Source organism: Bartonella sp. AP20NXHL, from assembly GCF_042196165.1.
Classification (GTDB): domain Bacteria; phylum Pseudomonadota; class Alphaproteobacteria; order Rhizobiales; family Rhizobiaceae; genus Bartonella.
Genome location: NZ_JBHIPV010000016.1, coordinates 1 through 21698, shown reverse-complemented (window position 1 = coordinate 21698; position 21698 = coordinate 1). Strand labels below are relative to the sequence as shown.

Here is a 21698-nt window from a genome sequence, read left to right as displayed (position 1 = left end):
TTTAAATAAAATAACCCAAACATTTCCAATAAAATATTGTAACAAAAAATCCTATTTCAAGACATTATTGGAAAAATAAGAAGCGTATAAAAGTTTCTTGCTGGATAGCAGCGGCTTTCAGATTATAATACCCCTCCCCTCACAACGGTTGCAACTTTTCTTACATATCGCAATGATGTCATGTAAACGGCTAAAGATTAGAGTACATATTCTATAATCACCATTGCATAAATATCTTACACGCTTTATGCTTTTCCATGGGAGCAAAAGGAAGATGTCCATGTCATCTAAACTGACGCGTAACCAAACATTGGTTTTAAATACTTTAAAAAATGCAAAAGGGCCTTTAAGTGCTTATGCGATTCTCAATCACTTACGCGAAGAAGGTTTTCGCGCACCTCTCCAAGTTTATCGTGCGTTAGAAAAACTCGTACAGTTAAAGTGTATTCATCGTCTTGAAAGTGTAAATGCCTTTATGGTCTGTTTACACCCTGAAAACTGTCAACATGAACTTACAACGTTTATAATTTGCGAAAACTGTGGCACAGTCAACGAAATACAAAATCAAACGATTGTATCAAGTTTAAAACAGATGGTTCAAGCGGTTGACTTCCAAGCACACAAAAGCACCCTAGAAGTAAGAGGTCTTTGTAAAAAATGCGCAATAAAATAAGACATCTAACTTGAAAATAAGATCTCTAACTTGCAAGTTTATATATTTAGTATTATGTAGCAGGGATCGCCTTATTGTTGGAAAAGCTCTTATCGTCCGTGCATATATCACCCTACCCTAGAGTGAGAGGCTTATTATACTCGTTAGAACATAAATATTGAAAGTATAAAATCATGTCCGTATCTGAGATCATTTTTTCAACAAAAAATCTCGATAAAATGAAACGAAAAAAAGTAATCAAAGCTCTTCTTATCGTCTTTGCGCTTTTTGTACTTTGGTTTAGCTATAAGTGGACGACGCAATGGTGTTATATGCTGTCCACTGAAGATGCCTAAACTGTGGCACAGTCAACGAAATACAAAATCAAACGATTGTATCAAGTTTAAAACAGATGGTTCAAGCGGTTGGCTTCCAAGCACACAAAAGCACCCTAGAAGTACGAGGTCTTTGTAAAAAATGCGCAATAAAATAAGACATCTAACTTGGAAATAAGATCTCTAACTTGCAAGTTTATATATTTAGCATTATGTAGCAGGAATCGCCTTATTGTTGGAAAAGCTCTTATCGTCCGTGCATATATCACCCTACCCTAGAGTGAGAGGCTTATTATACTCGTTAGAACATAAATATTGAAAGTATAAAATCATGTCCGTATCTGAGACCATTTTTTCAACAAAAAATCTCGATAAAACGAAACGAAAAAAAGTAATCAAGGCTCTTCTTATCGTCTTTGCGCTTTTTGTACTTTGGTTTAGCTATAAGTGGACGACGCAATGGCGTTATATGCTGTCCACTGAAGATGCCTATGTGCAAGGAGATATAGCCGCTATTGCGACTAAATTAAATGGGTATATTGAAAAAATTGCCATTAAAGCCAACCAAGTTGTAAAAAAGGACGATGTTTTATTTTACCTAGACAATGGTGATTATAAAATAGCCTTGGATCAAACAGAAGCGCATCTTAACACACAGAAAAAAACACTTCTACGCATTGATGCGCAAATCACAGCCGCTCGTAGTTCTTTAGATGATGCAAAAGCACAAAAAGCAGCCGCTTCAGCCATAGCAACCAATGCACAACTCACCTTAAAACGTGTAACAGAACTGAAAGCCAATCGTTATGCTCCTCAATCCAATGTTGATGATGCCAAATCCGCTTATGAACAAGCCATTGCAAATGTTAACAGAGCGGATGCAAAAATGGCTTCAGCACGTGCAAATATCCGAGTGCTAGAAGCACAACGAAGTGAAACAGAAAGCGAAACAAAGAGTTTAGAGCTCTCGCGTAAAAAAGCACAACGTGATCTTGATTCGACCATTATACGAGCGCCATTTGATGGAGTTATAGGAAATTTAACAGCAAAAACGGGAGATTTTGTTGTAAATGGCCAACGTCTTGCGGCGTTAGTCCCCATACATGCACTTTATATTGAAGCAAACTATAAAGAAACACAGCTACAAGACATTCATACCGGACAAAAAGCTTATATTTCTGTTGATGCCTTCGAAGATGATGTTTTTACAGGAACAGTGCTTTCTATTTCGCCCGCAACAGGCGCTGTTTTTTCTCTTCTGCCTCCACAAAATGCTACCGGTAACTTTACAAAGATTGTCCAGCGCATTCCCGTACGTATTTCTATTCCAGAAGAAGTTTTAAAAACCGGACATATCCGAGCAGGAATGAGTGTTTCAGTGAAAATTGATACACGTACAAAGCCACAAGATAAAAGTCTCTTATAAAAAAGTAGAAAATCTTACTATGACATCTTCCATACCAGAGCTCATACAGTCTCAAGAACGCATAGGAATGCGCAAAATTGTAGTTTTTATTGCTATGTCTTTTGGCATGTTTATGGCAATCTTAGATATCCAAATCGTTTCCTCTTCTTTAGCTGAAATTCAAGCGGGTCTTACAGCAAGCTCTGAAGAAATTTCATGGGTTCAAACTTCCTATCTCATCGCTGAAGTCATCATGTTGCCGCTTTCTGGATTTTTAGGAAGATTGCTTTCAACACGTGTTTTCTTCACCATATCAGCGATCGGGTTTACGATTACTTCTGTTCTTTGTGCAACAGCAACATCTATTGGAGAGATGATTTTGTATCGCGCACTACAAGGTTTTATTGGTGGAGGAATTATCCCAAGCGTTTTTGTCGCCTCTTATGTTCTTTTTCCTCCGTCCAAACGCCCAATTGTTACCCCTATTGTTGGACTAGTAGCAACATTGGCCCCCACCATTGGTCCAACCGTGGGAGGCTATATTTGTCATCTCTCATCATGGCATTGGCTCTTTCTCATCAATGTACCCTGCGGGATTATCATCTCAATTCTCGCTTGGAAGTTAATTGATTTTGATAAAGCTGATCCCTCTTTAATGAAGAAGTTTGATTGGTTAGGATTCATTTCTATGGCTACTTTCTTGGGAACTTTAGAGTATATTCTAGAAGAAGGAGCACGTCATGATTGGCTGAGTGATACGCTGATTCGGGATTTGTTCATTACCATGATTCTTGCTGCAGCCTTATTCTTCTGGCGTGCTTTTACAGTAAAAGAACCCATTGTAGATCTCTCTACTTTTTCTAATTTTAATTTTTCAGCTGCATCCATTTTTTCCTTTTCATTGGGAATAGGCCTTTATGGACTCACGTACCTTTATCCTGTCTATTTAAGCCAAATCCGCCACTTTGATGCCCTCATGATTGGAGAAACATTGTTTCTTTCAGGATTCGTCATGTTATTAACTGCCCCGCTTGCTGGATTTCTTTCAGCACGAATGGATGCACGTTTAATGATGGCAATAGGACTTTTTGGTTTTGCAATAGGTATTTGGATGGCGAGCTCTATCACAGATAACTGGGATTTTTGGCAGCTTTTTTGGCCGCAAGTTTTCCGTGGTGCTTCTGTAATGTTATGTATGGTTCCTATTAATAATATTGCCTTGGGAACACTCCCACCAGAACGGATGCAAAATGCTTCTGGACTCTTTAATCTCACCCGGAATCTAGGTGGGGCTGTAGGGCTTGCCATTATCAACACTCTCATAACAAAACGCACAGACTTCCATCATGAACGAATAGCCGAAACTCTTAACTACGCAAACAGACAAGCAACTGAAATGCTTTCAAATCTTACTGTATTATTCAAAACAGAAACCTTTGATTCCTATACTCTGGCTCTTTCTCAATTGTTTGGTATGGTACGCATACAAGCAACCATTATGGCTATTAGTGATATTTTCTTTATCATAACCATCATTTTTGGTGTTTTGACATTTATGACCATGTTTCTCAAAAAAATACCACCTCTCATGGATTCACCACCAAATCACTAAGCTTAATTAAAATTGAGAAATATTTTTTATCCTTATCACTTTGCTCGTTTCCTATGCACTTTATCTTGTCTCAAGAGACAGTATAAATAAACATATGATTCTAAATGATTCTTCTGATAAAAATTCTTTTAATGCGGGCTCTTTCCGCACTTAAAAACAACTTCTCGCATACAAAAATTGTTCTAGATGATAATAAACAAAGAGCTTATCTAAAGTGCTCCACACCATAAAGATAAAGCAGCCATTTCTATAAGATTTTTGATTTATCACCATAGGGCACAAAAGATTAAATCTCTCATCTATCTACCCCCTTTTTACGCTACTATCCTCATAAAAACTATTTTGTTAAGATTCTGTGCCTTCACTCTTTTGATTCTTACAAGAATATTCATAAAAGATTTATGATTCTTGTGATTTTTATTCACGCACATATTTCTCTTATAATGTGTAGGATAACGTTTTTTTTTGATTCTGAATGCAAAATTTTACATGAGAAAATCATTTTGTATTTGATACTCTCATGCCAATTGCAAAACGATTTACCTTTATAGCAAAAAAGTAATGATATATTTTTTTCAAAAAAGCTGCTTTTAAACATGTAATTTTATTTTTTTACACTCTTTAAAAAAAGCTGATACTTACAATTTTGATTCTACTGCTACATATTTTTCTTTCTTAAGCCCCTTCTCTTTCAACAAGAGCTGAAATTGTATAAAATTTCTCAAAATATCTCTCTATTGAATCAATCAAAACCATTCCCTTGTACATAAAAAGCAAAGAAATAAAAACTGTTTAAGAAAAAAGTAAAATATCCAACCGTTTTGATGCAAGATTTATCAACGATATTGAAAACTGGAAAACTGTATGATGATAGCGACTTTAAAAGAACACAAGACAACTCAAAAATCCGGTTCCTTCAGTATTATAAAATAAGACACTATTTCAAAAAATGAGCTTAAAATATATTCTTACTCACTTAACTGAAATTATCAAAAATAAGAAACCAGCCCCATAAAGAAAAAGCCATATAATAAAATCGCAATACAACTCCCCAAAACTTTGTACCGCTAAATACCTTGGCACTGTCAAAACGGTATGCTCTTCTCAATGGCAGCTGCTGAAAAACGAAATAAACACTATCTTCAAGCGACTTTATGATGCTGAAAACGATTTGAAACTTCTCGTTCTCCACTAGGAACCAAAGTGCCATAACACCCAGAAAGATAATGTGGTATCAGTTCCAACGCTTGAAAGCGATGTTTTTCGTAAGGACCAGGCATTGCCAAATTTTCTGTTAAACTATTTGAAAAGCCAAAACGTTGATAAAATTCAAAATCCCCTACCAGCAAAATGGCGCCATATCCCAATTTTTTTGCTGTTTCAATTGCATGTCGGACTAAAATTGATCCTATTCCCATACCAGCACATTCAGACGCAACAGCCAAGGGGCCTAAAAGTAAAGCATGTTGTGTTTCATTTTTTTCTTTAGAAAAAGAAACATGCCAAAGACGGACACTTCCCACAAGCTCTCCAAGCACATTTTTAACCACAAAAGAGAGCCCTTGAGCAGCCAAACGACCACGACGTAAAACCTCTGATGATTTACGTTTACGTCCATACCCCATCATTGAATCAAGCAAATTTTCTCGATAAGGCTTATCGGCTTCTTGCTCCAATAAAAGTGTAAAACATGCCCCATCTTTTGTTTGAAAATTAATCATGTTCATCTCTATAACCGCCCTCTTACAGCGCCATGACGAGCATAGCAAAAAATCTAAAAAACTATAGTTAAAAGGAAATGTCAGATCACATATGATCGTAAAGGCTCAAAACCATTAAAAGCAACCGATGCGTAAGTTGTTGTGTAAGCACCCGTTCCATGAATCAATATTTCATCTCCTATCGTTAGGGATAGAGGAAGCGGATAAGGTGTTTTTTCATAGAGAACATCTGCCGAATCGCATGTCGGTCCAGCCAAAATACAAGGCTCCATCACCTTATCATCATGAGGTGTCTCAATAGGATAACGAATGGCTTCATCCATAGTCTCAGCAAGACCATTAAATTTCCCAATATCAAGATAAACCCATCGTACATTATCGTTATCAGCTTTTTTAGATATTAGAACAACTTCTGTACGAATAACACCAGCATTGCCAACCATCGCACGTCCTGGCTCAATAATCGTCTCAGGGATACGATTACCAAAATGCTTTTTCAATGAATCAAAAACTGCTGTACCATAAGCTTGTTCTGTAGGGACATCTTTCAAATAACGCGTTGGAAAACCGCCCCCCATATTCACCAACCTTAGTGAAATGCCTTCTTGTTCCAAACGCTTAAAAACTGTAGAAGCATCCGATAAAGCACGATCCCACGCACTCAAATCAACCTGCTGAGATCCAACATGAAAAGAAACACCATAGGCTTGCAAACCCAATTGGTGTGCCCGTCTTAGAACATCAACCGCCATATCTGGAACACAACCAAATTTGCGTGACAATGGCCACTCTGCACCTTTGCCATCGGTAAGAACACGGCAAAAAACACGTGCTCCTGGAGCAACACGCGCAATTTTTTCCACTTCTTCAACACAATCAACAGCATAAAGTGAAACTCCCAATGCATATGCTCGTGCAATATCACGCTCTTTTTTAATCGTATTTCCAAAAGAAATACGCTCTGACGTTGCTCCTGCTTTTAAAGCCATTTCAATTTCTGCAACAGAAGCCGCATCAAAAGAAGATCCTAAAGAACTTAGCAAACGCAAGATTTCAGGAGCTGGATTTGCCTTTATTGCGTAAAAAATACGAGACTGCGGCAGAGCTTTTTCAAAATTTAAATAGTTATCACGAACAACATCAAGGTCAACAATTAAGCATGGACCTTCAGAACGATGTGTTGCAAGAAAATCGCGAATACGTTGCGTTGCCATCTGCAATTCTCCTTGAGGGAACGCTCCCCCACTCTATGCTTAGACAGCCAAAGCTGCCAAAAGTTAAAGGACAAAAAACACACAACAACCATCCCCATTCTGATTACAAAAAACCAGAAATTAGCATTGCATGCTGCGAAAGAACAGCGCGAAACCGCGTTATTCTATTTTATATGCCTTTTTGATTGGAGTTGAGAAAACCACTTCCGCACTGAAGGCAATGAGGTGTGCCTCTATAGTTATCCCAGCATTTAAAAGCTGGAAGACACCAGAAAGGCCCGCACCGTCGTTGCTTCAAGATGTCCTCATTCTTGCAATTGGCTGTAAGAATGACTGGAGCGGTTAGTTCCAGGTACCGTACCGGTTAATCTCACCATTTGAGAACCAGCGGACACCCACAGGCACGTGCGACTTTGGGCAAGGCATCCTATAAAACGAATTCTTTCTCATTTCAATCATTTTTTTAATTTTAAACATTTTTTAATTCTTAAAGATAAAATGATGCGAAAAAACAACACTCTCCCCCACCAAACAAGGTCATTCATCCACTTTCATGGGATCACTCCCCTCATGTAAAACAGAATACCCCAAACGGAATATAGTTGGGTTGTATCTTCACGTACTTTCTTTAAAGAAACATTTCTTAAAGTGCTCGAGCCAACTTCACACCAGCGCCCATAAATGATAGAATAGTACCCCCAATAAAATAATATAAAATCTATTGAACCCACTATTTTTAGGCTTCATAAAAGAGCAAGCTGATCATCATCACACACTAAGCCCCCAATGTTGTGACAGCCCTTGACATTTGAGACGACTAATAAGAGGCACGTCCTTCTTGTATTGTTTTACTCCACGTGACTTTCCCCGCTTGTAACGTGGAAGAGATATGGTTTTTATTGATTCAACCATAGAAACAGGCTTGGAATGAGAGAATCCTGACGATATTTAGATCTCTTATTCAAGATGCAAATAGCCAATTATTATAAATCAATGTGCTAAATTGTTCGTAAATGACTTTTCTATTTTAAAATGAAAAGTATTTGAAATACTCAATCCTATAAAGTCAAAGAAAGTAAACAATCTATAATGATTACTTATAAGTCAAATAATTTAACATAAACAAAAAGACCGAATAATATCCGGTCTTATAAAATATTTTTCTACTAATATTAAAAAACTCTTCTCTCTTAAATTTAAGAGAAAAACGCTACAATTTAAAGCCCTACACTGCGATATCCTTATGTCCCTTGATGAGAATCAATTGCACGCAACTTCAACAATTGAAACTGCCTATGGCGCTCACGAAAGCGCTCTCTATCGGCTTCACTACGCGTGTTATAACAAGCATCACAGGAAACACCTTCCTCATAATGAGGCGATAATTTGCTTTCAGCATTAAGAGGAGAACGACACGCGCGACATAATTCGCGTCCACATTCTTCAAGACCATGATGAACAGAAACACGCTCATCAAAAACAAAACACTCACCCCACCATAAACTTTTCTCTTTTGGAATTTTTTCTAAATATTTGAGAATACCTCCTTTTAGATGGTAGACTTGCTCATAACCAAGATCACGAACATAAGCTGTTGATTTTTCACACCGAATACCACCTGTACAAAACATGGCAATTTTCTTTTTTTTCTTTAACTCAGCCTCATGTTTACGCACCCATTCAGGAAATTCGCGAAATGTTTTAATCTGCGGATCAATCGCTCCTTGAAAACTCCCTATTGCATATTCATAATCATTACGCGTATCGATCAAAATTGTCTCTTCATCTTGAATAAGAGCATTCCAATCTTCAGGATCCACATACGTACCAACAACTTTTAGCGGATCAACCCCTTCAACCCCCATTGTTACAATCTCTTTTTTCAACCGCACTTTCATGCGATGAAAAGGCATTTTTGATGCCCATGAATATTTAATCTCCGGCGTTTGAAACGCTGGTTCAGCCATAATAAAGTCCACCAATGCCTCAATTGCCGCACAAGAACCAGCAACTGTTCCATTAATTCCCTCTTGTGCTAAAAGCAGAGTGCCTTTGATATCCTTTGCTTGACATAATTCCTGCAAAGGTTTTTGTAATTGATGATAATGTTTCAAATCTGCAAAGCAATAAAGTGCAGCAACTTTAAAATTCTTTTCCATGTGTTTTGCCATAACGCGCGTTTCATTCAATTTCAAGATTTATTCATGTACTCTTTAACATATTGTGCTTAATCAAACGATACAAACAATATCATCTCCAAGAAGAAAAAATATCATGTGCCAAAAAAGAGAAAAGCTTTTATTATATCTCCAAGGACAAACTGTTATACCTGTTTTGCTCATTGACAATCTACAAAGTGCTGTACCCTTAACACGCGCTCTTGTCAAAGGTGGATTAAAAACAATTGAGATCACCTTGCGAACACCAAATGCCCTCAAAGCAATTCAGAAAATTACACAAGAAGTCCCTGAAGCAATTGTTGGAGCCGGCACAATTCTCAACACAACACATTACGAAAAAGCCGAACAAGCTGGAGCCAAGTTTATTGTAAGCCCCGGATTATCCAATGAACTAATCAATTGTGCAAAAAATAGTGAAATTCCCCTTCTTCCCGCTGCAATGACCCCAAGTGAACTCATGCAAGCATTAAACAAAGGCTATTCATATCTTAAATTTTTCCCTGCTGAAGCTGCTGGAGGTATTTCCTTCATTGAAGCTTTAGCATCTCCCTTCTCTGATATCCGGTTTTGCCCAACAGGCGGTATTACACAAAAAAGTGCAACACAATGGCTCCAACTGCCCAATGTCTTCTGCGTTGGTGGTTCTTGGATAGCGCCCCAACAACTCATTGCAATAAGTGATTGGGATTCGATTGCTGCATTAGCATATACCGCATCACAACTTCCCTCTCCCTCAAAAAAAGCTCTTTCTACAATATAATATAAAGTGCAAGAATATCAGCCCCTTCAACAAGACCAAAGCTTTCACACATCCTTACGCAATCTTTTAACATTGCCATGGAACCACAAATCATCACCCGATCTTCATCGAGATGAATTTTGGGGAGTGCTATTGTTTCAAAAAAGCTCCCACTCTCCATAACAGTCGTAATACGCCCCATATGCTCAGAAAGCTCACAAGTAGTCATAGGATAAAATTTCAACTGTTGTGCATATGCCCCAATGAATGAATCTTGTTGCAAAGAGAAAACAAGATCTTTTGCACAAACTAACTCATTCTTTTCGCGCGTTATTTAAATAAGAACAACTTCTGAAAATTTTTCATAAGTGTCAGAATCACGAATAAAGCTTGCAAAAGGAAAAACCCCGTACCGCTTTGAAAGAAGATAAAGCACCAATTTTCCCACCCATTACTCCACAAAAGCGCGCTCTACAACATAAGTAGCAGGAGCATTATTGGCCCCTTCAACAAGACCAAAGCTTTCACACATCCTTGCGCAATCTTTTAACATTGCCATGGAACCACAAATCATCACCCGATCTTCATCAGGATGAATTTTAGGAAGGCCAGTTGTTTCAAAAAAGTCCCCACTTTCCATAACCGTCGTAATACGCCCCATATGCTCAGAAGATTCACGAGTAGTCATAGGATAAAATCTCAACTGTTGTGCATACTCTCCAATGAGTGGATCTTGTTGCAAAGAGGAAACAAGATCTTTTGCATAAATTAACTCATTCTTTTCGCGCGTTGTTTGAATAAGGACAACTTCTGCAAACTTTTCATAAGTTTCAGGATCACGAATAAGGCTTGCAAAAGGAGCAATTCCCGTCCCAGTTGAAAGAAGATAAAGACGTTTTCCAGGAATAAGAGCATCAAGAACCAGCGTTCCTGTAGATTTTTTACGCATGAGAACTGTATCACCAATTTTAATTTTTTGGAGATGCTCGGTTAAAGGTCCCCCTGGAACTTTTATCGAAAAAAACTCAAGCTGTTCATCCCAAAAGGGGCTTGCAATCGAATAAGCGCGATAAATCGGCTTTTCTGCATTTGGCAAACCGATCATAACAAACTCACCCGAACGAAAACGAAAACTTTCCGGACGATTCAGACGGAATTTAAATAACCGATCTGTGTAGTGACAAACCTCTTGGACAGTAAGGGCGAACACATTCTCAGGAATCGGAAAATTTGCAACGCTGCTGATGCTTGACGGAACATTGGTAGCAGACGTATTCATACTCTTCCCTATATTTTATTGAACGTTAAATTTCGAATCCTTGACGTGATATAGTACTTGCACAACCATCTGCCAACAATTTTCTTAAAACAAAAGCCTCAAGGTTAACACTTTTATGTCAAAATTAAATAAATGAATCTAGCGCGCGCTATCAGCGATAAAATTGATTTCACTTAAAACCAATCAAAGACTAGAAAGTAAATATTGGATACCCAATCCATCTTGAAAATAAATAATATCCAAATCAACGGGTTTTCTAAGTCAACAGTTTTTAATGTATCAGAAAGTGTTTACACACTGTTTTCCATTTAACAAAAATAATTTTAAGTGCATGAGACGACATCCAAAATTGCACAGATAAGTGATCTTTCCCCTCATGGTAAAAAACTTGTAATGCATTGATTTAACGTGGTTAATTTAATCATTTTATCTTCTCTGAATAAGCAGCCAGTGCAATATTTAATCAAAACAATCGCACCAGCAACAACAGCCTAATATTGCACTCTTCAAAATGATACAATACAATAAACTATGTTTATTTTTTATATGCCTAAACTAGGGAAAATAAGTAAAAAGTTTATGTTTTACAAATTATTAGAAGATACCATGTTGATAACAACACAAATAAAACTAAAGTATCTCTTATATCCAAAGTAGCATTTTACATAAAAAACGACTTTAATGGCAGTATAGGATTCTTATGATTTTGACCATAGAAAATAGTGCCTTTCCCTATATCGTAAAGAACCTCAATGAAATAACCAAAAAACCCCGTATTTCACGAACACAGATAAGCTTTTAAAATGAAAAAATCCGTTAATGATGAAATAGATACATCACTCTATGCAGCTGTAGCAACCGTCGATGTCAGTGCCATTGTTGCCAATTATATCACTTTAGCCAAACGTGTAGCTCCAACGCAATGTTCAGCAGTTGTAAAGGCAAACGCCTATGGATTAGGAGCTCACAAAATTGCTCCTGCCCTTTATCAAGCTGGTTGTCGCACTTTTTTTGTCGCCCAAATCATAGAAGCACTCCAATTAAAAAGCATTTTACCATCAAATGTCACGATTTCCCTTCTGAATGGACTTCCACACTTAGCAGAAGAGTTTGTCGCACAATCTGGTATTGTTCCTGTTCTAAACTCTTGGAATGCCATTGAAAATTGGCAAAAAATTTGTCAAAAAAAAGATAAAAAATTTCCAGCAATTGTTCAAATCGATACCCATATGAACCGATTAGGACTTAATCAAAAAGAATTACAAAAACTCATCAAACACCCTACAATTTTCGAAAAAGCAGAAATAAAATATATTCTTAGTCACCTTTCTAACGGAGAAGATGATACCCATCCATCAAATTATGCCCAATTGACTGCTTTCAAAACGATCCTTGCGCAATTGCCTGCTTGCAAAGTTTCCTTTGCCAATTCTGGAGGTATCTTTCTAGGATCAGATTTTTATTTTGATCTTGTTCGTCCAGGCATTGCACTTTACGGAATCGCCCCCCAAGAAAAACACACATCCCTTCTAAAACCTGTTTTAAGACTTGAAGCCCAAGTCATTCAAAGCCGCGTTGTTGATATAGGAGCACCTATTGGTTATGGAGAAAGCTTTATAACCAACAGACCAAGCACTCTTGCAACCATTTCTATAGGCTACGCAGACGGCTGGCTCCGTGCTCTTTCGAATAAAGGAACAGTTTATTTCAACGGGCACAAACTTCCCATGGTTGGGCGGGTTTCTATGGATTCCATTATTGTAGATACGACCGATCTTGAACAAAAACCTCAAACAGGTGACTGGGTAGAACTCATTGGGCCCCATCAAACACTTGAAAAAGTATCTATAGATGCCGATACCCTTCCCAATGAAATTCTAACATCTCTTGGCTCCCGCTATAAATACATTTACACATAAAAACTCTTTAAAAAAATAAATTGATAAAAATCATCCTTTTAGAAAATTAAGGAGCTTTTACAAAAGATTTTACAACAATCAACCACATAGAATGGTCATAGACACCGTACATTCACAGAAATCTCAAAACAGACAAGTTGATGGACTGTTTTATGGAAGTAGCTTTCACCCAAAATACAAAAACTTAGCCTTTCCCCATAAATTGACAAAAAAGCATCTACTACAAAGTTTTTAAAATTAATTTCCCAATTAAAATCATTCGCTTGCATACCACAAGCTGGATTATGTGTAGATAAAAATGATTTAAGAAAAGAATAATGCTTCTAATGAACCGCCTCAAATACCAAGGGCTGTAAGCAGCACCCACGAGCTGGAAAAGTGTATGATAGTGCCAACTTCCTTCTTCATAGAGCGTAAAGATAGTGGGGAATCAATGGATTTACCCTTACACCATTCACGAGCGCCGTCGCGAAATGGGATTGGGAGCGAAGTGTCTCTTTAAAACAAACACGTGAATTAACAACTCAAGTATATTCTTTTTGAAGCGTTCTGTTTTACATGAGGATCATTCCCCCACTAAAGAACACAATAAATATAAAGTATGGAGCAATGTGTAATCCCCATTATTAAAAAAATATTACTTTAAATGCTTTTGAAAGCCGCAAAGCTGAATTAAGAGGAGATGACAAACTGAGGATTGATTTTCACCTTTACGGCTTTACATTTTCCCAAAATTAGATTGTCTTCCAGTTTCAAAGGTTACGTCAACAGAAATACACAATCCCCCCGCCCTCATCTGACAGACAAAAGCAGGAACGACTCATAAAGCTCTTTTTTTCTCAATCTCTGACTTAAAACATGTCGCTGCGTTAAGTTTGGATGTTGATTTACAGGTAACAGCGAAAGAACACGAGCTCTTAGAAAAACAGCGCCGTAAAGTCACAAACTGACTTGCAATGAAGTGGAAAGATGTGCCGGCTTTTATAAGACCCCTTGTAAAAAACAACCATAATACATTTGGCTTTGCGTTTGCTCATTCTGACAGGTGTTCTTACATATTTTTGCGTCATATTTATAAAAAGCAGATTAAAGAGAAATATTTAGACAATTCTTGACTCGAAAAGATGCAACAACAGAGTTTCGCGTGTCTTTATCATCAAAAACATTAAATTTGATTTTATTCTTTCTACAACCGGTCGTCGTCACCTTAGTGAGAAGTAGTATATCACAACACATGCAACAGACGTGCCCCTATCCTCATAGGTTTCACTCTCGTTTACATGAATTAGCTGGCTAGACCGATGCCGACTAGTCACTAAAACCATGTCATACGGTAGAAGACAAAGGAGAGCATGCCTATTGCCGACAAAACACAGCTTTTTTGTCGACTTTTTCGATTTTGCTCATGTTGTAAAAAAACAATGCAAAATTCTAGAAAATAGACAAATAACGCCATCATGATCAACAAGTAAAAAACCCACACAAAATGTGTGGGCTTTTTTTGTTTATGCAAATAAATAAATTAAATACATATTTGTTATTTAATAGGTATTTCCCAATGGCGGGCACGAACAAATGAGCATTCTGTCTCCCGCAACATTATCAATACGCGATACAGGAGGCCAATATTTATTGGCTGGATCAAGAGAACTGTTGGGAAAAGCAGCTTCTTGTCGCGAATAGGGTCGTGCCCAAGCATCATCTAAAGTATCTGCCACTGTATGAGGGGCATTCACCAATGGATTATTGTCTTTTGGCCAAACCCCGCTACCAACTTTCTTAGCTTCTTCAGCAATAGAGAGTAAAGCATCACAAAAACGATCAATCTCTGCTTTTGGTTCTGATTCCGTTGGCTCAATCATCAAAGTTCCCGGAACAGGGAACGACATCGTGGGCGCATGAAATCCATAATCAATGAGACGTTTTGCAATATCATCAACACTCACCCCATACTGCTCTTTCAACACGCGTGTATCCACAATACATTCGTGCGCAACACGTCCATGCTTGCCCCGATAAAGAATGGAATAAGCGGCTGAAAGACGTGCAGCAATATAATTGGCATTTAAAATGGCTATTTGTGTTGCATATTTTAAGCCATCAGCCCCCATCATTCGAATATACATCCATGTAATCGCAAGAATAGATGCACTTCCATAAGGAGCAGCAGAAACCGCATGTGTTGTCCCATCCTGTTCATGACCTGGTAAGAATGGTTTGAGATGCGCAGCAACTCCAATTGGTCCCATACCAGGACCACCACCACCATGAGGAATAGCAAATGTTTTATGAAGATTCATATGACAAACATCAGCGCCAATATCCGCAGGACGAGCAAGACCCACAAGGGCATTGAGATTAGCACCATCAAAATAAACTTGTCCGCCATTTTCATGAATAATAGAACAAATTTCCTTAATGCTTTCCTCGTAAACACCATGGGTTGAAGGATAAGTAATCATGAGAGCAGCCAATTTATCTTTATGCAATTGCGCTTTCATTTTGAGATCGTCTACATCAACATCACCATCGCTTAAACATTTTACCACAACGACTTCCATCCCTGCCATATGGGCCGAAGCTGGATTGGTACCATGCGCAGATGCAGGAATAAGACAAACTGTACGTTGATGTTCTCCCCGTGATTGGTAATATCGTCGGATAGCCAAAAGCCCAGCATATTCACCTTGAGCACCAGAATTTGGCTGAAAAGAAACTTGCGCAAATCCTGTAATTTCGCACAACCACGCATTTAACTGATTGATCATCTCCAAATAACCCGCTGCATCCTCTTGTGAAACAAAGGGGTGTATATTGGCCATGCTCGCCCAACTTACAGGCATTAGTTCAGCCGCGGCATTAAGCTTCATTGTACAAGAACCAAGAGGGATCATAGCACGGTCCAGCGCCAAATCCTTATCCGCCAAACGACGCAAAAAGCGCATCATATCTGTCTCTGAATGAACAGCATGAAAAAAAGGCTGAGAAAGAAAAGCAGCATCCCGTTTTTTTCCATAGAGCTGTGGAGAAACCTGATCGCCTAATTGTGCCCCAAAAAGCTGCGCTAAAGCACCAGCATCTTCTTCTGTCGATAATTCATCAAAATTGATTGCAATGATGTCATCATCGAGAACACGAATAAGGCGCCCACCTATTTTGGCTTGATGCGCAATCTCTCGCGCTTTTCCCTTAACAGAAATACTAACACAATCAAAAAAGCTTTTCCCTTCAACATGAACCCCTGCTGCTTCTAAACCAGCAACAAAACGACATGTTAAATGATGAATTCGCTGCGCAATTTCTTGTAAACCTTTCGGCCCATGCCAAACAGCATAAGCGGTTGCCATATTAGCCAATAAAGCCTGCGCTGTACAAATATTTGACGTCGCTTTATCGCGCCGAATATGTTGTTCGCGTGTTTGCAAAGCTAAACGAAAACCAACACGCCCTCTCGTATCCACGGATTGACCAACAATACGCCCTGGAATAAGCCGCGTTAACGCATCACTCACGGCAAGGTAACCAGCATGTGGACCACCAAATCCCATCGGAACGCCATAACGCTGCATAGAGCCAACAACGATATCTGCCCCCCATTGAGCCGGTGGCTCCATAAGGGTAAGCGCTAAAGGATCAGCCACAACGATAACTAAAGCTCCCTTTTCCTTTGCCTCTTTTATGATCTCACTGTAATCATGAAAAGAGCCTTTTGTATCTGGCCAAGATAAAACAATTGCTGCTGTATCAGAAGCAATTTCGCCATTTTGGCTAATCTGAATCCCTTGTGTTTCAGCACGCGTTTGCGCAACACTCAAAATCTGAGGATGTAAAAGACTCTGAAGAGAAATTTTTGTTTTTTTCTCACGGAAAAAGCGAAAAGCAAGGGCATTGGCTTCAGCTAAAGCAGTTGCTTCATCAAGAAGAGAAGCAGCAGCAACAGGCAAACCTGTTAGTTCACTAACCAATGTCTGAAAATAAAACAAAAGTTCTAAACGACCCTGGCTAATTTCTGCTTGATAAGGCGTATAAGCAGTATACCAAGCCGGATTTTCAAACAGATTTCGTAAAATAACCGGAGGCACATAAGTTCCATGATATCCTTGTCCAATAAAACTTTTGTGCACATGGTTACGCTCCATCATCTTGGAGAGTTCTTCCAAGGCTTGTCCTTCACTAGCAGCCTCTGGAAGATTCAATGAACGTCCCAAGTGGATAGAGTGTGGAACAGCTTGAGAAATGAGTGTATCAACACAATCAAGCTCTAAAATATCAAGCATTTTTTGTGTTTCATCAGGACGCAGCCCAATATGTCGAGAAGAAAAAGAACGCTCGATCATGCCACTCATCCAATCAAAGCCTTATAAGCATCTTTATCTAACAACCCTTCCAGTTGTGTCTCATCCTGCAATGTCATTTTCCATAACCAGCCTTCTGTTTCGGATTTCTGATTCACCAGTTCAGGATTATCAGCCAAGGCTTCATTTATTTCGACCACTTCACCATCAAGAGGAGCATAAACATCTGAAGCCGCCTTCACTGATTCCACAACAGCCGCCGCCTCTCCTTTGGAAAGTTTTGTTCCACTTTGTGGTAAATCAACAAAAACCAAATCCCCTAATTGCTCTTGCGCATAATGCGTAACCCCAACAGTCACCACTTGCCCTTCAACGCTAAGCCATTCATGGTCTTGTGTAAAATAAGTTTTAGACATAAAAAATCATCCTTTAAAATAACGTTGTTCAACAAAGGGAAGTGAATGAACTGATAGTACAATCTTTTTGCCTCGCAGTTCTGTAAAGACTTGTGTCCCTTCAACTTTAAAATCAACAGGAACATAACCCATCGCGACAGGACCATCAAAAGAAGGACCAAAACCACCTGATGTTACAACGCCAATCTCATTACCTTGATCATCAAGAAGTACCGCACCGGCACGAATAGGTTGACGCGTTTGCGGTTTTAATCCAACACGACAACGAGCAGGTCCTTTTTGCAGTGCTTCAAGAAAAGCTTTTGCACCATAAAATTGTGCTTTTTCTCGAACATTTTTAGGAACAGCCCATATTAGAGCCGCATCAATAGGTGTCGTATCAGGGGTAATATCATTTCCATGCAAACACAGCCCTGCTTCCAACCGCAAGCTATCGCGTGCTGCAAGTCCAATCCACTCAACACGAGAATCACTCAGCAATTTTTCAGCCAACATATGCGCATGCCCTATAGGCAAAGCAATTTCAAAACCATCCTCTCCCGTATAACCAGAACGCGTTATAAACCAATCCTGCTGTGGTTCGAATCCTTGCATAAAGAACAATTCATTCCCTGGTAAATCGGCATCAGCAAGAACAGCTGCCGCTTCAGGACCTTGAAGAGCAAGCAATACCCTTTCAAGGGCAATCACTTGACATTCAAAATCAACCGCACGCTTTTCCAATTCTACGAAATCAGCCTGTGCATTCCCAGCATTGGCGACCAACATAAAACGGCCCTCTTCCAAACGGGTAATGATAAGATCATCAAGAATACCAGCCTGCTCATTAAGCAAATAATTATACCGTGAATGCCCAATCTTTAAAGCTGCTGCATCAATGGGAAAAGCATAGGACAAAAATTCCACGGCTTGTGCCCCTTCAACCGCAATCAATTTCATATGAGAAATATCAAAAAGTCCTGCATGTGCACGCGTATGAAGATGTTCTTTCAAAACGCCAAGAGGATAAGTTAAAGGCATGTTCCAGCCCGCAAAAGCACCAAATTTTGCTCCTGCTTTTTCATGCAAATCATATAAAGGAAGTGTTTTTAAAAAAGATGTTTCTTGTGTTGTGCCCATAATAACTCCAAAGCTGCGCTAACGCCCACAGAATATGGCCGTCTCTGCCCCCTCTGTCATCAACCTGAGAGACTCGCGAAAAGATTTTTCGCTTACACCTTCGGCGCGGGTTCTCCCGACTTTCCAGATCTGCCTTCTTCCTTTTACGGTCCTTAAAGCCTGAGAGATTATGGGCTATTTCCCCTTCGGCGGCAATGCGAAAATTTGCAATCTGCACTCTCCCGCAAAAGAATGAAAGAAACAATAACGCTCTTTCCAGCATATTTAAACCTATAGCCTATCTTTATCACACTGTCATTAGTAAAGTGATGAAAATGTTCTCATTTTAAAACTTGCATAAGCTACTTCAAAAGATTTATAATAGTGTCCTTTTGAACCTTACAAAAATTGCAAGGAACACATTTTAGGAAATTTAAGACAAAAATCAAAAGCTATAAACAAAAATACCTCTTGAAAATCATGCAAAACGTCACACACTAAAAAGATCGCAAAGCAATATTCTTTCGCGCGCAGTTCAACCTTAAAGATAGGGTTTCATATTCTTTATTTAGAATTAAGGACTTCAAGTATTTTATAAGTATGATTTTAATGCACAAGAAGTGGTTTTTCTGCTTTACTCCATAGTGTCATAAATTGCGACTATCTACAGACTAAAACTACCGAACAAAGGTGACAAAATACTCATGAAAGCTGGTAATATCTCTTACAATTGCGAAAATGATCTTCCAAAGCAAATTGCTCTTTTTCCTTTAGAAGGTGCACTCTTACTACCCGGTGGTTTTTTATCACTCAACATTTTTGAACCAGAATCACTTGAAATGATTGAAAACGTTATGGTAACTGATCGTCTATTGGGCATTATTCAACCACTTTCATCGGATACAGACCGCTTCTCTACACAACTTTATAAAACAGGCTGTATAGGGCGCATTACAAACTACAGTGAAACAGGAAATGGACAACTGTTCATTATCTTACAAGGTGTTTGCCGCTTCACCTTAGAACAAGAATTGACAAACACAAAATCCTATCGAACAGCTCTCATCCAATCAAACATAAAAGACTTGCAAGAATTTGATATTGAAGAAAACATTAACCGAGAGAACTTACTCGACGTTGTAGAAAAATATCTAACCATACATGAAATGGAATATAATTGGAGCAGTATCATAGAAGCCCCTACACCTATATTGGTTAATGCTTTTTCAGCCCTTATCCCCTTTACACCAGCAGAAAAACAAGCTCTCCTTGAAGCTCCAGATATCGAAAGCCGTGCCCAAACTCTTCTTGCATTAACAGAGCGCTCACTCATGAAACAAACAAGAACAGATTACCGCTTAAACTAATGAATGTCCCAACATGAAAAAAATGACCACAGATCCCAAAATGCTCGAATTGCTCGTCTGCCCAATAACGAAAGGCACTCTCTCTTTCAACCGAAAAACACAAGAACTCATTTCTCTCAAAGCCAAACTTGCCTATCCTATTCGTGATGGCGTTCCCATTATGCTTGCCTCAGAAGCGCGCCCTTTGCAAAACAATGAAGAAATAACGCATAAAAAATAAAAAACCCTCATGCAATTTTCCTCTACAAGCCCACTGCTATCAATCCTCTATCAATATGATATCTCAATATCTACGATTTCTGAAAAAAGAGTTTTACAATAAAGATATTTATATCGCTTTACACCTTGTAACAAAAGCCAAAAATATCATCAGATTTATCTCATTCCAGCCTGTTCATACTGAAGCAATCAAAACCATTCGCTTGCACCACACAAGCATCTGAATAAAAACAATTAAAAAAGGGAATAAAAATGGCTCTTATGAACTTCTTAAAAGCAAGAATTATAATAACATTTTGAACCAACTCAGGTAAATGAAATTTATTTATTAAATATAAAATTGTTATATTTCATGAACTTTACGTTATACCCTTCACGAGCAACATGTTTGAGATACCTCGATTTAAGATGAAGAAAAACGATAAGCTGTATCATCTTATGTATACCATATCGGGACAAGAATATTTATCTGTTTGTTTACTTTTCAAAGCGGGGAAACAGCCTAATTTTGGGGAGAAAACATAAAATCGTAAAGGAGAAAATCACCCCATTACCTTGCCATCACCCTTTAATTTCGCTTTACAATTTTTACAAGTATCTAAAGTATCTCAAGCAATATTTTTATGTATAATATACGCATTAATTACGTGAAAACTTGAAAAAACAAACAAGAAACACTGTTGTAATTTCAATTGACGATTGAAAGTAATTGCCTTATGAAGGAGGCTTGTGTTTTTGGTTGTATACGCGACAATCAAATAGGGTCTGGAAGCCCGAAAAACTCAAACTAGAAATAAAACCGCTTTTGCGGATATCCCGGAATTTCCGGGGGCTCTTGTTATGTCCAAGTGCTTTCAGCACTAAAAGCAAGGGGCTGTTTTGAGTCAGCACTGCCAGACCCCGGAAACGCTTATTCCATAAAAACATAATAAATTCAGTGTGTTATATGCAATTATTTTATATGAATCCACTTAAGAATCCACACTTTTATGCATGATCCATTTGACCCTTTTTTATATAAGATTGCCATGTATAAATAGACCCTAAAAAGCTAAGCATGATGCAAATATTATAACGCATGTGTGCATTCAGACGAAATGAAAAGCCGATATCATTCATAACAGTTTATAAATTTTATGATACGTTTTTATCACAGCACAAATTACACTGTTAAAAATTTAGTTGTTTGGAATTATCGATAACATACGTTTAAAGATCACATCTTGTTTTAATGATTGGATTGTTAA

General features: G+C 38.3%; 14 protein-coding genes, 3 pseudogenes and 1 riboswitch. Of the genes and pseudogenes, 9 read left to right on the top strand and 8 right to left on the bottom strand.

Translation table 11 applies throughout. From position 1 onward, the window contains the following. Positions 1 to 280: 280 nt before the first annotated feature. From ACFILL_RS07850 to ACFILL_RS07830, 5 genes and pseudogenes are all read left to right on the top strand, one after another. Positions 281 to 673 carry a Fur family transcriptional regulator gene (locus ACFILL_RS07850; protein WP_375612302.1) on the top strand — a complete coding sequence of 131 codons (393 nt, stop codon included), beginning with the start codon at positions 281 to 283 and terminating at the stop codon, positions 671 to 673. Positions 674 to 846: 173 nt separating this feature from the next. Next, a pseudogene (locus ACFILL_RS07845) lies at positions 847 to 1005 on the top strand (HlyD family secretion protein); the annotation flags it as partial. Further along, positions 1002 to 1145, top strand: a pseudogene (locus tag ACFILL_RS07840) (transcriptional repressor); the annotation flags it as partial. The pseudogenes ACFILL_RS07845 and ACFILL_RS07840, both read left to right, overlap by 4 nt. Positions 1146 to 1318: 173 nt before the next feature. After that, positions 1319 to 2413: an HlyD family secretion protein gene (locus ACFILL_RS07835; RefSeq protein ID WP_375631506.1), complete on the top strand. Its 1095-nt coding sequence runs from the start codon at positions 1319 to 1321 to the stop codon at positions 2411 to 2413. A gap of 19 nt (positions 2414 to 2432) precedes the next feature. Further along, positions 2433 to 4004 (top strand): DHA2 family efflux MFS transporter permease subunit, encoded by a 1572-nt coding sequence (locus ACFILL_RS07830; RefSeq protein WP_273791457.1) that lies wholly within the window; start codon positions 2433 to 2435, stop codon positions 4002 to 4004. Between the two features lie 1142 nt (positions 4005 to 5146). Here the strand turns inward: ACFILL_RS07830 and ACFILL_RS07825 are convergent. The 3 genes from ACFILL_RS07825 to ACFILL_RS07815 form a co-directional block, all read right to left on the bottom strand. Continuing rightward, on the bottom strand, positions 5147 to 5731 hold the full coding sequence (locus ACFILL_RS07825) for a GNAT family N-acetyltransferase (RefSeq protein WP_273791458.1): 585 nt from the start codon (positions 5729 to 5731) through the stop codon (positions 5147 to 5149). A gap of 74 nt (positions 5732 to 5805) precedes the next feature. After that, complete coding sequence (locus ACFILL_RS07820; protein ID WP_273791459.1) at positions 5806 to 6939, bottom strand: type III PLP-dependent enzyme; 1134 nt, start codon at positions 6937 to 6939, stop codon at positions 5806 to 5808. Between the two features lie 1241 nt (positions 6940 to 8180). Then, complete coding sequence (locus ACFILL_RS07815; protein WP_273791460.1) at positions 8181 to 9098, bottom strand: rhodanese-related sulfurtransferase; 918 nt, start codon at positions 9096 to 9098, stop codon at positions 8181 to 8183. 115 nt (positions 9099 to 9213) lie between these two features. On the opposite strand from ACFILL_RS07815, the gene eda reads away from it, so the two are divergent. Then, positions 9214 to 9879, top strand: coding sequence for a bifunctional 4-hydroxy-2-oxoglutarate aldolase/2-dehydro-3-deoxy-phosphogluconate aldolase (eda, locus tag ACFILL_RS07810; RefSeq protein WP_375643633.1), 666 nt, complete (start codon positions 9214 to 9216; stop codon positions 9877 to 9879). Here the strand turns inward: eda and ACFILL_RS07805 are convergent. Together ACFILL_RS07805 and ACFILL_RS07800 are read right to left on the bottom strand one after the other, a co-directional pair. Then, positions 9858 to 10291, bottom strand: a pseudogene (locus tag ACFILL_RS07805) (ferredoxin--NADP reductase); the annotation flags it as partial. The gene eda and the pseudogene ACFILL_RS07805 sit on opposite strands and share 22 nt — an antisense overlap. 18 nt (positions 10292 to 10309) lie before the next feature. Then, positions 10310 to 11137 (bottom strand): ferredoxin--NADP reductase, encoded by an 828-nt coding sequence (locus ACFILL_RS07800; RefSeq protein ID WP_273791462.1) that lies wholly within the window; start codon positions 11135 to 11137, stop codon positions 10310 to 10312. Positions 11138 to 11940: 803 nt separating this feature from the next. On the opposite strand from ACFILL_RS07800, the gene alr reads away from it, so the two are divergent. Further along, positions 11941 to 13056, top strand: a complete 1116-nt coding sequence (gene alr, locus ACFILL_RS07795; protein WP_375631503.1) for an alanine racemase — start codon at positions 11941 to 11943, stop codon at positions 13054 to 13056. Between the two features lie 1541 nt (positions 13057 to 14597). Here alr and gcvP read toward each other — a convergent pair. The 3 genes from gcvP to gcvT are packed head-to-tail and all read right to left on the bottom strand — an operon-like array spanning position 14598 to position 18886. Continuing rightward, positions 14598 to 17393, bottom strand: coding sequence for an aminomethyl-transferring glycine dehydrogenase (gene gcvP, locus ACFILL_RS07790; protein ID WP_375643635.1), 2796 nt, complete (start codon positions 17391 to 17393; stop codon positions 14598 to 14600). 5 nt (positions 17394 to 17398) lie between these two features. Further along, a complete protein-coding gene (gcvH, locus tag ACFILL_RS07785) occupies positions 17399 to 17767 on the bottom strand; it encodes a glycine cleavage system protein GcvH (RefSeq protein ID WP_375631501.1) in 369 nt (122 codons plus the stop codon). A gap of 6 nt (positions 17768 to 17773) precedes the next feature. Continuing rightward, positions 17774 to 18886, bottom strand: a complete 1113-nt coding sequence (gene gcvT / locus ACFILL_RS07780; RefSeq protein WP_375631499.1) for a glycine cleavage system aminomethyltransferase GcvT — start codon at positions 18884 to 18886, stop codon at positions 17774 to 17776. Positions 18887 to 19022: 136 nt separating this feature from the next. Beyond that, positions 19023 to 19120: riboswitch (glycine riboswitch) on the bottom strand. A 449-nt stretch (positions 19121 to 19569) separates the two neighbouring features. Here gcvT and ACFILL_RS07775 point away from each other — a divergent pair. Beyond that, a complete protein-coding gene (locus ACFILL_RS07775; RefSeq protein WP_273791465.1) occupies positions 19570 to 20232 on the top strand; it encodes an LON peptidase substrate-binding domain-containing protein in 663 nt (220 codons plus the stop codon). A gap of 13 nt (positions 20233 to 20245) precedes the next feature. Next, positions 20246 to 20452 (top strand): Trm112 family protein, encoded by a 207-nt coding sequence (locus ACFILL_RS07770; RefSeq protein WP_375631497.1) that lies wholly within the window; start codon positions 20246 to 20248, stop codon positions 20450 to 20452. Positions 20453 to 21698 lie beyond the last annotated feature (1246 nt).